At 40.1% G+C, this 13877-nt stretch carries 13 protein-coding genes; 6 read left to right on the forward strand and 7 right to left on the reverse strand.

Features of this window, described 5'->3' with window-relative positions:
* Window positions 1-77: 77 nt before the first annotated feature.
* Complete coding sequence (locus ACQY77_RS12755; protein ID WP_421941764.1) at window positions 78-1130, reverse strand: aminotransferase class I/II-fold pyridoxal phosphate-dependent enzyme; 1053 nt, start codon at window positions 1128-1130, stop codon at window positions 78-80.
* Between the two features lie 9 nt (window positions 1131-1139).
* Window positions 1140-2468: a D-alanyl-D-alanine carboxypeptidase gene (locus ACQY77_RS12760; RefSeq protein WP_421941763.1), complete on the reverse strand. Its 1329-nt coding sequence runs from the start codon at window positions 2466-2468 to the stop codon at window positions 1140-1142.
* A gap of 95 nt (window positions 2469-2563) precedes the next feature.
* Here ACQY77_RS12760 and ACQY77_RS12765 point away from each other — a divergent pair, with 95 nt between their 5' ends.
* The 5 genes from ACQY77_RS12765 to ACQY77_RS12785 all read left to right on the forward strand — a co-directional run bounded on the left by ACQY77_RS12765 (window position 2564) and on the right by ACQY77_RS12785 (window position 8746).
* Window positions 2564-3766 (forward strand): aspartyl protease family protein, encoded by a 1203-nt coding sequence (locus ACQY77_RS12765; RefSeq protein ID WP_421941762.1) that lies wholly within the window; start codon window positions 2564-2566, stop codon window positions 3764-3766.
* Between the two features lie 104 nt (window positions 3767-3870).
* Window positions 3871-6387, forward strand: coding sequence for a zinc-dependent metalloprotease (locus ACQY77_RS12770; protein ID WP_421941761.1), 2517 nt, complete (start codon window positions 3871-3873; stop codon window positions 6385-6387).
* A gap of 86 nt (window positions 6388-6473) precedes the next feature.
* The gene (locus ACQY77_RS12775) at window positions 6474-7343 is read left to right on the forward strand and encodes a phosphodiester glycosidase family protein (RefSeq protein WP_421941760.1); all 870 of its coding nucleotides are present in this window, start codon (window positions 6474-6476) and stop codon (window positions 7341-7343) included.
* A 183-nt stretch (window positions 7344-7526) separates the two neighbouring features.
* Window positions 7527-8450 (forward strand): hypothetical protein, encoded by a 924-nt coding sequence (locus ACQY77_RS12780; protein WP_421941759.1) that lies wholly within the window; start codon window positions 7527-7529, stop codon window positions 8448-8450.
* A gap of 104 nt (window positions 8451-8554) precedes the next feature.
* Entirely contained in the window at window positions 8555-8746 is a 192-nt protein-coding gene (locus ACQY77_RS12785) for a cold-shock protein (protein WP_010599196.1), read from the forward strand.
* A 199-nt stretch (window positions 8747-8945) separates the two neighbouring features.
* Here the strand turns inward: ACQY77_RS12785 and ACQY77_RS12790 are convergent, their stop codons facing one another.
* The 5 genes from ACQY77_RS12790 to ACQY77_RS12810 form a co-directional block, all read right to left on the reverse strand.
* Window positions 8946-9266 (reverse strand): DMT family transporter, encoded by a 321-nt coding sequence (locus ACQY77_RS12790; RefSeq protein WP_421941758.1) that lies wholly within the window; start codon window positions 9264-9266, stop codon window positions 8946-8948.
* 51 nt (window positions 9267-9317) lie between these two features.
* The gene (locus tag ACQY77_RS12795; RefSeq protein WP_421941757.1) at window positions 9318-9884 is read right to left on the reverse strand and encodes a Crp/Fnr family transcriptional regulator; all 567 of its coding nucleotides are present in this window, start codon (window positions 9882-9884) and stop codon (window positions 9318-9320) included.
* A gap of 117 nt (window positions 9885-10001) precedes the next feature.
* On the reverse strand, window positions 10002-10424 hold the full coding sequence (locus ACQY77_RS12800) for a hotdog fold thioesterase (RefSeq protein ID WP_421941756.1): 423 nt from the start codon (window positions 10422-10424) through the stop codon (window positions 10002-10004).
* Window positions 10414-10923: a DinB family protein gene (locus ACQY77_RS12805; RefSeq protein ID WP_421941755.1), complete on the reverse strand. Its 510-nt coding sequence runs from the start codon at window positions 10921-10923 to the stop codon at window positions 10414-10416. The genes ACQY77_RS12800 and ACQY77_RS12805 overlap by 11 nt, the downstream gene beginning before the upstream one ends.
* Window positions 10904-12109: a sensor histidine kinase gene (locus ACQY77_RS12810; protein ID WP_421941754.1), complete on the reverse strand. Its 1206-nt coding sequence runs from the start codon at window positions 12107-12109 to the stop codon at window positions 10904-10906. The genes ACQY77_RS12805 and ACQY77_RS12810 overlap by 20 nt, the downstream gene beginning before the upstream one ends.
* Window positions 12110-12246: 137 nt before the next feature.
* Between ACQY77_RS12810 and gltX the strand changes: the two genes are divergently transcribed.
* A complete protein-coding gene (gene gltX, locus ACQY77_RS12815; RefSeq protein WP_421941753.1) occupies window positions 12247-13755 on the forward strand; it encodes a glutamate--tRNA ligase in 1509 nt (502 codons plus the stop codon).
* Window positions 13756-13877 lie beyond the last annotated feature (122 nt).

A 13877-nucleotide genomic window follows, 5' to 3' on the forward strand; every position in this document is an offset into this window, starting at 1 on the left:
GAAACATCGCTGGCTTAACTTTTCAATGGTTTGTTAAAACAATCAGCGCTGAATATTTGGGAAGAAGGGTATGAATTTTAGAAATCCTTCACTGCAGAAATTAATTTTTCAATGTCTGTAGGATCATGCCAGCTGCTGAGTACAATTCTGTTTATAGGTTGGCTATTTTTATCGGGATAAGGAAAAGAAGAGATCAAAATGTGTTGATCTAATAATGCTTCGCCAGCTTTAGGTTTATGCGTTAAAAACGCCGGGAAGCCAGGAATATATTCCCAGCTCGAGTCTAAACCCTTGCTTAACAGGCTAATGTTTTGGTTAAGTTTTTCCAGTGCTTCGGCATAAATATCCTTGGCTTTTATAAAGGCATATAATCCCGCCGCTGCGGGTGGGGAGGCACCAGGAAAAATATTGGTATTTTTAAGCTCGGCAATGATTTTTCCCGATCCGAGCACCAGCCCTGCATCTACCCCTAATGCTTTGGCCATTGAAGCCACAACTACCATTTCGATGTTCTTTTGCTTGGGTAATTGAGTATATGCCCCTAGTCCCTGGTTATTTACACCGATTCCATGAGAATCATCTACAATCAAAATCAGTTGCTTATCCGTTCGGATTTGCCGCAAAAAATTAAAATCGTAAATCTCAGGGAAAAGATTATTCATGGAGTTACTGATCAGTACCCACTTTTCTTGTTCAGCGGTATTGATCATATCGACTAATTCGGATGCCCATTGCTGAAAGGATCCTTTACTGCCTGGCGGTTCATCAAGCCATAATGCCGGATGGGTTGCAGGAGCATAAATAACTTGACCAAAAGAGGCGAGTGCTTTTACCGTTAATTGTGCCGCGAGGTACCCGCTTGAGGTAATTAAAGCGGCTTCTGCGCAGAATCTCTCAGCGGCTATCTGCTCCGCAAGGTCATAAATTCCCAGCTGGATATTGTTATTCCTACTGGTTCCATTATTTAATCCAAATTGCTGAAGGCCTTCGATGTAATAGCCGATAAATTTTTGATGTTGAGGTATGCCCAAATATGCCGTGCCGCCAAAATACAGATATTGGTGGCCATTTAGCAGCATTTTATTGGAAAATGGCTGGGCTATTGACTTGAAATCAAATGGCGCTTTCATTTGGAGCAATTAAAAATTATCGTGAATATAGGTGATTACCCTTACCATTTCCGCCCTTACTTCTGCTGTAGGCTTTACGAAGCCATTATTCATAAAAGAGTAGATATAGGTTTTACCTTTTTTGGTGAGTACAAATCCACTCTGGTTATGAACGCCTCCTAAAGAGCCTGTTTTACCATATACAAAGGGGTTGTCTGTTTTGGGATAAGCATTTTTGAGTGTGCCCGATTTACCACCTGCAGGCATCATGTCAAATAGCTTAACCGGGTCATTAACCTGTTTATAAATGGAATCGAGAAGATATACCATATCCCTCGGTGTAAATAAATTTTGACGGGATAAGCCCGATCCGTCTACCCATTTAACCTTATCAGGTAAGAAAGAAAGGTAATGTTTGTTAATGTATTGAATCGCTTTCGTGGTACTTAAAGTATCTCCCAATTGATTAGAGCATACTAAAAGGAGGTGTTCAGCGATAAAATTATCGCTGGGTAGCATCATATGCTTTAAAACCGAATCGCGTTTAGCCCCATAAAGTGTTTTAGCATTTGCCGGAATTTTCAAATCTATTAATCCTACCGGTTTATGTAAGGTATCTCCCAACACTTCTATTGTAGTTTGTGGACTTGTTTTGTAAGGGTTTTGCTGATTATATCCCGGTTTTACCGCAACTGCAGGATGATGAAATTTGTTCGTTAAAAAATCCCTGGTAACCTGAAAATTTCCTGTGGTTTTAGTAGAATCAACGCTGAAACAAGGGGCAAAAACTTTGGGTACGATATTAATCTTATTGGGATTAACATAAGTAGATGTTACCATATTGTCCATGATAGGCATTTCAGAAATTTCGGGTTGGTAATAGTAGTCGTAATCATCCCAGGCCCAGCCATCGCCAAAAAATGTTCCGCTGTATCTTCCAGGGGCAAAAAATAACTTCTTGTTGCTGGATAACAGAAAATTATAAGCAGATTGATCTTTAACGGCGAACTGAAGAAATGCCGGATCCCCGGTTCCCCAAAAAATTAAAGAATCGTTTTTTTCGATATACTTTAATGCAGGCATACGTTCAGGAAGCATCTTTAAACTGGCATAAAAAGTGTACAATTTAGTATTAGAGGCGGGAGTAAAATATTTGTCTGCATCTTTTTGATAAATCATTTTTTTATCATCCATGTTGTAAAGTGCAAAACCTACCTGATATTGCTTAATTGCTTGCGAATTCTTAAATTCTTTGCCCACTTTTTTGGCAATTCGTTGATCAGTTGAACACCCGGTTATCAATATTGTATATGCGCCAAGCAAGAGCAGGCAGGCGGCCTTCATTTTTGTACAGATCATGTTTTGTGTTAGAGATGAGAATTATCAACTAATTTATTAAATTTAATTTAATGTTGACCAAGTATACGAGTGTTGTAATAATCTGTTTACGCAAGATGCTTTTTTGCGCCGCTTTAGTATTGCATTTCTCCTTTGGTTTTACACAGGATTTTCATTTGCCCGGTAAACAGCAAAAGCAATCTCTTACTTTTAGAAACATTAAAAACCTGATTGTTATACCAGTGATGGTAAATGGAAAAGGGCCTTATAATTTTGTGCTTGATACAGGTGTTGGCCCCATGATTATTACAGATCCCAGCATCATAGATTCGCTTAATTTTAGCAAGTTGCGCAAAATTGTGGTTTCAGGTTTAGGGGTGGAAACAGTAGAAGCATTTATTTCTCAGAATATACACGTACAGGTGGGGCGGGCAAGGGCAGATTACATGCCCACAGCCATATTGAAAGAAGATTTTTTTAACCTCTCCGGCCACCTGGGAATTAAGATTTATGGCTTAATTGGCTATAATTTCTTTAATAGCTTTATTGTTGATGTGAAATACAGTCAGAACAGGATTATATTTTCTGTTTTCGATGCAAAGGTAAAGTATAAAGGTAGCAGGATGCCCATTGATATCGAAAATCAAAAACCTTATATAATTGCACAAATTGAGCTCAAAGAAGGAGAAACTGTGCCTGCCCGGTTATTAATGGACACGGGAGCAAGCCATGCCATATCTATGGAGATGTTGAATGGATCTGCTTTCCCTATCCCCGAAAAACGAATAAAAGCGAACCTCGGGATGAGTTTAAGTGGACAAATCAAAGGTTATGTAGGGAGGCTAAAACATTTAAGTCTGGGCAGGTATGAATTCAAAGATGTTGTTTCCGGTTTCCCTGATTTTGAAACCATTTCTGAAAAGATTGATCTGAAGTTCCGGAACGGAAATTTGGGAGGTGAATTGATGAGAAAATTTGATATCCAGTTCAACTACCGTGAAAAATTCATCTACCTTAAACCCAATAGTTTTAGCAAAGTGCCCTTTGAACACGATATGATCGGAATGGTTGTTTATTTAGATCAGAATGAATTTAAAAGGGTAATGATTGGGGAAATTGATGAGAACTCGCCAGCAGAGAAGGCCGGTTTATGTCCAAATGATGAAATATTAGGGGTTAATTTTAAATCGATTGAACTTTATTCCCTTAATGAACTCACAGATATGTTCAAATCTAAATCAGATCGGAGCTTGATTTTTGAAATTTATCGCGATCAGAAGATCATTTATAAGATTGTCCGCTTAGAAAAACGGATTTGAATCTGCGTAATTTTACAGTTACAAGCCGAGCGCCTATGTAACAAGGTTTTAACTTTGCAATCTTATTACCAAAAATTACCAAACAAAAAAATCATTCAACACAAATGAGAACAAACATTAAGGTACTTGCAGTTGCAGGTATAGTTGCTTTTGGTATGGCCGGTTCAACAGCCGTTTATGCTCAAAAGAAGCCCGCTAAAACCAAAGCGGGAGCGCCTGCCACACCTTCAGCACCTCCAGCTGCGGCGCCCAAAAAGGAAGGAATCAAACCATTTTCTGAAGTAATTACAGCAAAAGCTAAAACCACAAAAGGTTTATTCAAAACACATCGGTTAGATGACAAATGGTATTTCGAAATACCGGATTCGATGATCAGCCGTGAAATGCTTGTAGCCACTCGTTTAGCAAAAGTTCCTGCCGGCGTTAAAGTAGGAAACCAACAATATGGTGGAGAACTACTAAACGAACAAGTATGGAAATGGGAACGCAGAGGTAAACAGATTTATATTCGTGTACCGAGCTATGCCACCAAGGCCGATCCAAACAGCGATATGTACCAATCCGTTCAAAACTCCAATTTGTCACAAATCTTAGCCAGTTTTGATATAAAAGCCTACAATAAAGATACTACAGGAGTAGTAATTGATGTTACTGATTTTTACAATGGCGATGTGATGGCTATAGGAGCATCAGACCAGATTCGTAAAGCCTATAAGGTGACGATGTACGATGCTACCCGATCATATGTGGATACCGTAAAAACCTTTCCAATCAATATAGAAGTTAGAACGGCTAAAACCTATCGTGCAGCAGAATCGCCAACCGACAATACCAATGGTGCAGTAACATTTGAGTTTAATACATCTATGTTGCTTTTGCCTAAAATTCCGGTTAAAGCGCGAATTATGGATAGCCGCGTAGGATTCTTTGGTCAGTCGCAAATTGATTATGGAACCGATGCACAAAAAGCAGAGCGTACGGCTTACATTCACCGATGGAATTTAGTGCCAAAAGATACGAATGCCTACAAACGTGGTGAATTGGTAGAGCCTGTAAAACCCATCGTCATTTATATTGACCCGGCCACACCAAAAAAATGGGTACCGCATTTAATTGCAGGGATTAATGATTGGCAGGTAGCATTTGAAGCCGCAGGCTTTAAAAATGCCATTTATGGTAAGGAGGCACCAACGCCTCAGCAAGATCCTGAATTTAGTGTAGAAGATTCGAGATATTCAGTAGTACGTTATTTTGCATCAGATATTGCAAATGCTTACGGACCGCACATCAGCGATCCACGTACAGGGCAAATTTTAGAAACACACATCGGTTGGTACCATAATGTGATGAGTTTATTGCGCAACTGGGTTTTTGTGCAAACGGCAGCAACAGATCCAGCGGTACGTAAACCTAAATTTACAGATGCGCAAATGGGGGAGTTAATTCGTTTTGTATCCTCGCATGAAATTGGCCATACCCTTGGATTACCACACAACTTTGGTTCAAGCTATGCTTACCCGGTAGATTCTTTACGTTCAAAAGCCTTTACAGATAAGCACGGAACTGCACCTTCTATTATGGATTATGCACGTTTTAACTACATTGCACAACCAGGTGATGGGGTAACCAAGCTTCACCCTCAAATTGGTGAGTACGATAAGTGGGCAGTAAAATGGGGATACTCATGGATTCCTGGAAACAAAACTGCGGAGCAGGAAAAAGAAATTCTGAATCAGTGGGTGTTGAAAAATGCAGGAAATCCAGCGTATTTTTACGGCCGTCAGGGTACTTCTTTAGATCCAAGATTACAAAGTGAAGATTTGGGAGACAATGCTATGAAAGCAAGTGCCTATGGTATTGCGAACTTAAAACGTATTCTTCCAAATGTAGAAAAATGGACCTTCCAGAAGGGAAAGGATTATACCGATTTAAAAGAAATATATACGGAAATTGTGAATCAATATAACCGTTATATGGGGCATGTTACTGCAAATGTTGGTGGTTTAACGGAGAACTTTAAAACCTATGAACAAGCAGGAGCGGTATACGCTTACCTGCCTAAGGCAAAGCAAAAAGAGGCCGTTACATTTTTTAATCAACAGCTGTTTACCACACCTCTTTGGTTAATAAACAACCAGGAATTGAGTAAATTTGATAATGGTGTATTGTTAAACCGCATTAAATCGGTTCAAACCAATACACTTGGCAACTTACTATCGCCATCCAGAATTGCCCGCTTATTGGATAACGAAGTTAAAAACGGTACTGGCAGTGCTTATACCTTGCCAGAACTTTTTAAAGATTTGAAGACCAGTATTTTTGCAGCAGGCAGAGCCGATGCTTTTAAACGTAATTTACAACGCGCATATGTTGATCGTTTATCAGATTTAATGACAAAAGAAAATGACCTGCCTCCTGGTTTCCCGGCAGATTATGCTGCGAGTTATGGTATGACACCAATTAATGTTGGCTTATCAGATATTCGTCCATTGGTTAGGGCAGAGCTTAAAACACTTTTAGCCACAACTAAAGCGAAAGCCGTAGCTGGTGATGCTGTTACTAAAGCTCACTACGAAGACCTTGGTATTCGCATTAAGGATATCTTAGATCCGAAGAAATAATATACCTGATATTGTTACAGAAACGGGGCAGAACGCTAAAAATGTTTTGCCCCGTTTTTTTTATTTTTATCGCAAATCTACCCTCCATGCGCAAGAAACTTTTTCTTCTACTTACCGCTGTTATTTTTAGCCTGAGCAGCTTTGCACAAAACCAGGACTCTTTAACCCTGGTAAAAGCCAGGTGGCAGAAAGTCAGAGTTGCCAAACAACTCAAGCTTTTCAGCTACCATTTTACTGATAAAAAACTATTTAATGCCAATGAGCATATATCCTTTTTAGAGGTAAAAAATAACGGGCGGAAGGCTGTTTTCGCGTTAGCGGCAGAAGAAAAGCTATTGCTAACAACAAGTGTATTTGCAGAAAGAGACACTGCTATTGCTGCCATCAACGGGAATTTCTTTGATGTGAAGGATGGTGGTTCGGTAGATTATGTGAAGGTTAATGGTAAAGTGAAGAATACCAATCGTATAGCAAAAAATGGAGAGCGGGCAAGGCATCAGCAGGCGGCTGTAGTGATAGCGGGAGGACAAATGGCTATAAAGAAATGGGATGGTATGGAGGATTGGGAAAGTCGCCTTACGGCAGAAAATGTATTGCTGAACGGGCCACTTTTAACGCTCAATAATAAAGATGAAGTATTAGATACCACCTCTTTTACGCGTCTTCGCCACCCGCGGACAGCTGTTGGCATTAAACCCAACGGGAGAGCGATATTGATGGTGGTAGATGGGCGAAATGAAAATTCTGCAGGAATGAGTTTGCCTGAGTTGACCAAAATAATGAAGTGGCTGGGCTGCATAGATATCATCAATTTCGACGGAGGAGGATCGTCCACGCTGTGGGTTAAAGGATTAACAGAAAATGGGGTTGTTAATTATCCAACCGATAATAAAAAATGGGACCATGATGGGCAGCGAAAGGTGGCAAATGTGGTACTCATTAAGCAGAAGCGGTAGGGGCTAAGTCTGGAGTTTGGAGTCTTCATGCGGCAGCCCCGTGAGTTTAATAAATAGTTAAGTATAATGGCATTAATCCCTTAGGATTGGCTAAACAATTGCCGTCCATCGTTCAGACTTTAAGCTTTAATTAGCTCCTGATTCTCAATATTTCTTTATTTTAGTCGCAGAATTTGACCTGTAATGATTAAAAACCTGATATACTTATTTTTTGTTGCGCTATTTTTTACGGCATGTGGGCGCAGCAAGACCAATGATGCCAGTTTACGTGATTTTACTTTTGAGCCTGTAAAGGGCATCCGGTTTGAGGAAGTTAAACGCCGTTTTAGCAATAACTTATCTTTTAATAAAGAAGGTTTTATGCAAAAGCCTTCCTGGATTATTGAAGTGGCGGCTGAGGATACCATGATGGCCTGGAGCCCACAAAAACAAATTATGCAGAAATTTTACCTGCAATATGATCATGGAAACGTATATAACTTTGCTGCAGAATTTTTTAAAGTAAAGCACATTAGCAAAGATAGCCTGGTTTTTCAGCGTATCCAGGTGGATGGGAAACAAATCGCATCAGACTTCAGGTCGGATGTGAACATGACTTTCTATGCTCAAAGCTACATTAAAGAGAAACTTAAAACCACAGCTGCCAGGCTACAAAAACCTACGAGGGCTGATACAGCCTTTATAGAACAACGGGCTACAGCTGTTAATGGAAATCGGGATAGTGCATTTGCCGCCACAGAACCGGTGCAGTTTATTCCGAAGAGTAAAGTTGTAACCGCAGAGAAGATTAGTACGGTTGACCGTTTAAATAAACGTACAGAAGCCTACGATTATATGTTCCCACAATACCGCATTGTAATAGACCGGGCTTATAAAGATTTTGCTTATGAAGTTTCTGCTGTGGTAGATTTTCAGGGCGGTATACATATTAAGCAGGTTTACGGTGTATTACCGGATGTTGCGGAAGGTAAAAAAAGAATGATGCAGGGGGTGGCAGATATTTACCTGAAAAACCTTTTTAATGTGATACCAGGAACTACGCTTGGAATTCCCCATAATACAGAAATTACAATGACCCTGGTTGGGAAGGTTCTTAAAAAGCCTTAGTAATCATATCTTTACGAAATTTTAACGTTAAAAAAATGTTAAAATTTATTTTGATTATAAAATTTAAAACTTACCTTGCAGACTTAATTTTAATATTTAATACAATGCAAGAAGGCACAGTAAAATTCTTCAATGTAACTAAAGGTTTTGGCTTTATCATCCCTGCTAACGGCGATAGCGAAATCTTTGTTCATTCAACAGGTCTTATCGACGAAATCCGTGAAAACGACAAAGTACAGTACGAAGTTGCTAACGGTAAAAAAGGCTTAAATGCCGTTAATGTGAAAGTAATTTAATTTATTATCATATTTACAAGGAAGGCTGCTTTCTCATCGAGGGCAGCCTTTTTTATGCACCGGGCTAAATTTGCGGGTGTTTCCTGTACAGGCCTTTGTTTTTAGCCCCGATTGAAGCGGCATCCGCTAAGCGTAGCGCAGTGATACAGCGTAAAGCGGGACTAACCTCAATAGCTGCATGCATTTGCGCTACCCTTGCTTAGTGCGCTGCAAAAAACTTAAGCCCAATTATTGAGGCAATTAGTGTAAAAATGAAGAAAATTCTCCAGAAGGTAGCAGGTTCATTAAAATACAAGATGCCAATAATTACCGTTCCTACAGCTCCAATTCCCGTCCACACGGCATAGGCTGTACCCATTGGTAAATCTGTTAGGGCCTTGTTTAAGAAGGCAAAGCTTAACACGGCGCAAATTAAAAAGCCTAAACTCCATTTCAGTACTGTAAAATTTTTCGAAAGATTTAAGCAGGTGGTGAAACCGATTTCTAAACAGCCTGCAATAATTAAGTATATCCAACTCATGCTGCAAAAGTAAGTGCTTATTGCTGCATCGTTTTTTACAAATGTTAAAAACTACTTAATGGCTGCCCTGATTCGGCTTAAGGTAACCTGCGTAACGCCTAAATAGGAGGCAATAATGCCCAAAGGGATATTTTTAATGAGCTCAGGGTATTGAGATAAGAGTGCTTCATACCTTTCGGAGGCCGTTTTAAATTGCCGGGATATGAAGCGCTCCTCTGTCTTAATTAATTCTTGTTCGGCAATTTTTCTACCCCAGTTAGCCAAATCTGCGTGCTGGAGGTAGAGCTCGTGTAAGCGGGAAGATTTTATACGGTAAACCACTGCATCTTGCAGGATATCAATCCGTTCGTAGCCTGGTTTTTGATAAACATAGCTATTAAATGATAAGCAAACATCTCCGCTAAAGCCAAACCAAATGGTCACAGGCTTATTCTTGATTAAGATAGAAGCCCTGGCTACACCAGTTTCTAAAAAGTAAAAAGCATCTTCATATTTTTCCTCTCTGATAATTATAGTCCCTTTCTTAACTTCCATGTGCTCCAATTCATCCTTTAACAGCGCTAAAGAATTTAAGCTTAAGGCTGATGCTGAACGAATACGATTTAGGGTATGGTGCATTATTTAATTGTTGAATGAGAGAGGGATTGAATTATTGAATGATAGATTTAGTGAATGACTGAATGATAGAATCGAACAGACTAATAACTAATGACTATTGAACCATTGACTATTGAACTACTTCTGCTGTGGGATGATAGCTACAGTTAACCTGCTGATGCAGTTCATTTTGCCGCGCTCATCATAAATTTTTATTTCCCACACCATCGTTTTGGCACCAATATGCAGTGGTTTGCAAATGCCTTTTACCAAACCGCTTTTTACCGGGCGGAGGTGGTTAGCATTTACTTCCAGGCCTACAGCCATATACTTTTCCGGGTCGGTACACATGTAAGAAGCAATGCTCCCGAGTGTTTCTGCCAGCACAACAGATGCACCGCCGTGTAAAATTCCGGCAGGTTGGTGGGTACGCTCATCTACCGGCATGGTAGCAGTTAAAAAACCCTCACCAATTTCGGTGAACCGAATATCCAAAAGGGCTCCTATATGATTTTTTGGACGGTTATTTAGTTCTTCAACAGTAAAATTCCTAAACCACATGGTAACGTTCTTTTAAGACAGCAACATGGTGAATAATATGCCCTGCAACAATGAAGAGGATAGATTTTACATTAATTTCACGTTCAGATGCAATTCCTTTTCTATTTAATTCCGTTTCATTGAGGGTTTTAAAAAGGTAAATATTGGCTTTTCTTAATGCCGCAAACTCCTCAATAAGATCTGCTAATTCGCGTTCGGCAAAGCGGGCATTGATTACATATTCGTCTTCATCGAATCCCGGAAGGTGTTGCTGTTCATTTCGGGCAAAGCAGGTTAAGCGATAAACCAGAATCCTTTCAGTATCAATGATGTGTCCCAGCATTTCTTTCAGGGTCCATTTGCCTGTTGCATAAGCGAAATCGGCCTTATCTGCATTTCTGCGAAACAGTTCGGGAATACTGGTAATCTGCTGGTTTAAGATTTCAAAGATGTCTCCATCTACCTTGCTAATATAGGTTTCTCCCCAAACGGGGTATTCGTTAGGCTGTGGTCGGTTCATAAGTTAAACTGCTTTTTAGTATTATCCTGAAGGTAGTTCCTTTTCCGAGTTCAGATTCTTTTACAAAGATTTCTCCGCTATGGTAGTTTTCTACAATTCTTTTGGTTAATGAGAGACCAAGCCCCCAGCCTCTTTTGCGGGTGGTGTAGCCTGGCTGAAAAACGGCATCGAACTTAGATCGCGGAATACCTTTCCCGGTATCAGAAACGTCAATAAATACCTGCTCTTTAGCCAAATTCTCAATGATATTAATTGAAATTGTCCCTTCGTTTTCAATCGCGTTTGCCGCATTTTTTAAGAGATTTTCAATTACCCAATCAAAGAGTGGGATATTAAGCATTGCCCTCACCTGGTCATCGCCTGTAATTTTGAATTTCACTTTATCAGAAGTTCTGACTTTAAAATAGTCTAAGAAATTATTGATTACGATATAAACGGTATGGTCTTCCAGGATGGGTTTGGAACCGATTTTAGAGAAACGGTCGGTAATGATTTCCAGGCGTTTCACATCGTTTTCCATTTCAGCAATCAGTGGGTCGTCTTCAGCATCGAATTTGGATTTCATCAATTCAATCCAGGCCATGAGCGAGGAAATTGGTGTACCCAGCTGGTGAGCGGTTTCTTTTGCTAAACCCACCCAAACATGATCTTGCTCGGCCTTTCTTGAAGAACTGAATGCCGCATATGCTGTGAGCAGGAATAGAAAGATAACCGTCATTTGAATATAGGGGAAATACCGCAATTGTGTGAGCACAAAAGAATCGCGGTAATAAGCCATGTATTTATCTCCAAAAATGTTAAGTTCTGCCGGTGCATGCTGACTTTTCATGTTGCGCAGTTGCCGAACAAAGTACAAACTGTCGAACACCAGTTTATCTGCACCGGGATTGGGGGTTTTTGTGGTATCTAATCCGGTTGAAGAAATGATTACACCATCCTTATTTAACAAAATAACGGGCATCTTAATGTTCTCCCTTACGTCGTTCACTAAACTTTGGGATAATGGATCGTCCATTAAAAGCATGGCGCGTTCCTGCACCCGAACCCATAATTTGAATTGAATAGCTTCCTCACGTTCCATTTTCTTTACGAATGAATCGGTGTAAAATACTGATGCTATGCCGATTAGGATGGCAAAAATTAGGAGGAAAAATTTCCAGCGGCGTTTCTTTTCGTAAGGATTCATGCTTTAGATAGGCAAATTACGATAACAAAACGAAAAAAACATAAAAAACATATCTTTGTGCCGAGCAAGGTACGTGGCGCATAGCACTGTAATATTCCAGAACGCGAAGCTATTAACTCCCTGCTCTTTGCAAAATCATGGATAAAAAAGTTAGAGTAAGATTTGCCCCTAGTCCAACAGGAGGCCTGCATTTAGGCGGTGTCCGCACGGCTTTATTTAATTATCTGTTCGCTAAAAAGAACAATGGAACTTTTGTTCTTCGTGTGGAAGATACCGATCAAAACCGTTTTGTTGCTGGTGCGGAAGCGTATATCGTAGATTGTTTAAACTGGTGTGGCATTACGCCTGATGAAAGCCCGGGCAAGCCAGGAAGCTATGGCCCATATCGTCAAAGCGAACGCAAGCCGAGTTATAGAAAATTTGCCGAGCAACTAATTAGCGATGGCTATGCTTATTATGCTTTTGATACACCCGAAGAGCTGGATGCAAAGCGAAAAGAGTTTCCTAATTTTCAATATGGTCAAACTACTCGAATGCAAATGCGAAACTCCCTTACACTAACCATTAGTGAGGTGGAAGAGCTTTTAGCAGCGAATACACCGCATGTAATCCGGATTAAAGTTCCTGAACAGGAGGTGGTACATTTCAATGATTTAATCCGTGGGGATGTGAGTTTTGATACTTCACTGGTTGATGATAAAGTTTTATTAAAAGCAGACGGAATGCCTACTTACCACCTGGCGGTAGTGGTAGATGATAAAGCCATGGAAATTTCTCACGCTTTTCGTGGGGAAGAATGGTTGCCATCTGCACCCGTTCATATTTTACTTTGGAAATATTTAGGCTGGGAAAGCGACATGCCGGTTTGGGCACATTTACCATTAATTTTAAAACCAGATGGACATGGAAAACTGAGTAAGCGTGACGGTGACCGTTTAGGATTCCCGGTATATGCCATGAACTGGACAGACCCTAAAACCGGCGATGTAACCAAAGGCTTTAAAGAGATGGGTTTTATGCCAGAAGCTTTTATCAATATGCTTGCTCTGCTGGGCTGGAATGATGGAACAGATCAGGAATTATTTAGCTTAACCGAATTGGAGCAAAAATTTTCTGTTGCGCGAATCAGCAAAGCGGGAGCTAAATTTGACTTTGAAAAAGCCAAATGGTATAATCATGAGTGGATTAAGCAGTCGCCGGTAAGCAGTTTGCATGCTGCGGTAAAAACTGAGCTACAAAACGCAGGTATCGAAGTAAATGATGATGCTTTTTTAAATGCTGTAATTGAGTTAATTAAAGACCGTTGCACATTATTGCCTGATTTTGTGGCACAAAGCCGCTATTTCTTTGCTTCTCCGGCAGAATACGATGTAGCTACAGTAAAACCAAAATGGACAGCAGAGAAAGCGGAATTTTTTAATGCCTTTGCCAACAACCTATCTTTAACGGATGCAGCAAGCGCAGAAAGTGCTTTTAAAGCTTTGGCCGAAGAAAAAGGATTTAAACCAGGTGAGCTGATGCTGCCTTTCCGCATCATGCTGGTAGGTGGTAAGTTCGGGCCAGGCGTTTTTGACATTGCCATTTTATTAGGCGCTGAAGAAACTAAAAATCGGATTGCTAAAGCAATCGAGGTTTTTAACAGCTAACCTAATAGCTTAAATAGTTTTCTAAAGCCCGGCCCCCTTGCCGGGCTTTTTTTTGGCTAAGTGATTATAAATGCTTATCGCAGATTTGGTTTTGATTGGGCATAGAGAAATGACAGCATTAG

The sequence above is a fragment of the Pedobacter sp. genome (assembly GCF_965279535.1).
Lineage (GTDB): Bacteria > Bacteroidota > Bacteroidia > Sphingobacteriales > Sphingobacteriaceae > Pedobacter.

Bases quoted from the DNA above. Each gene is read 5' to 3' on its own strand.
- ACQY77_RS12755 (WP_421941764.1), bottom strand. From the start codon at position 1,130: ATGAAAGCGCCATTTGATTTCAAGTCAATAGCCCAGCCATTTTCCAAT.
- ACQY77_RS12760 (WP_421941763.1), bottom strand. From the start codon at position 2,468: ATGATCTGTACAAAAATGAAGGCCGCCTGCCTGCTCTTGCTTGGCGCA.
- ACQY77_RS12765 (WP_421941762.1), top strand. From the start codon at position 2,564: ATGCTTTTTTGCGCCGCTTTAGTATTGCATTTCTCCTTTGGTTTTACA.
- ACQY77_RS12770 (WP_421941761.1), top strand. From the start codon at position 3,871: ATGAGAACAAACATTAAGGTACTTGCAGTTGCAGGTATAGTTGCTTTT.
- ACQY77_RS12775 (WP_421941760.1), top strand. From the start codon at position 6,474: ATGCGCAAGAAACTTTTTCTTCTACTTACCGCTGTTATTTTTAGCCTG.
- ACQY77_RS12780 (WP_421941759.1), top strand. From the start codon at position 7,527: ATGATTAAAAACCTGATATACTTATTTTTTGTTGCGCTATTTTTTACG.
- ACQY77_RS12785 (WP_010599196.1), top strand. From the start codon at position 8,555: ATGCAAGAAGGCACAGTAAAATTCTTCAATGTAACTAAAGGTTTTGGC.
- ACQY77_RS12790 (WP_421941758.1), bottom strand. From the start codon at position 9,266: ATGAGTTGGATATACTTAATTATTGCAGGCTGTTTAGAAATCGGTTTC.
- ACQY77_RS12795 (WP_421941757.1), bottom strand. From the start codon at position 9,884: ATGCACCATACCCTAAATCGTATTCGTTCAGCATCAGCCTTAAGCTTA.
- ACQY77_RS12800 (WP_421941756.1), bottom strand. From the start codon at position 10,424: ATGTGGTTTAGGAATTTTACTGTTGAAGAACTAAATAACCGTCCAAAA.
- ACQY77_RS12805 (WP_421941755.1), bottom strand. From the start codon at position 10,923: ATGAACCGACCACAGCCTAACGAATACCCCGTTTGGGGAGAAACCTAT.
- ACQY77_RS12810 (WP_421941754.1), bottom strand. From the start codon at position 12,109: ATGAATCCTTACGAAAAGAAACGCCGCTGGAAATTTTTCCTCCTAATT.
- gltX (WP_421941753.1), top strand. From the start codon at position 12,247: ATGGATAAAAAAGTTAGAGTAAGATTTGCCCCTAGTCCAACAGGAGGC.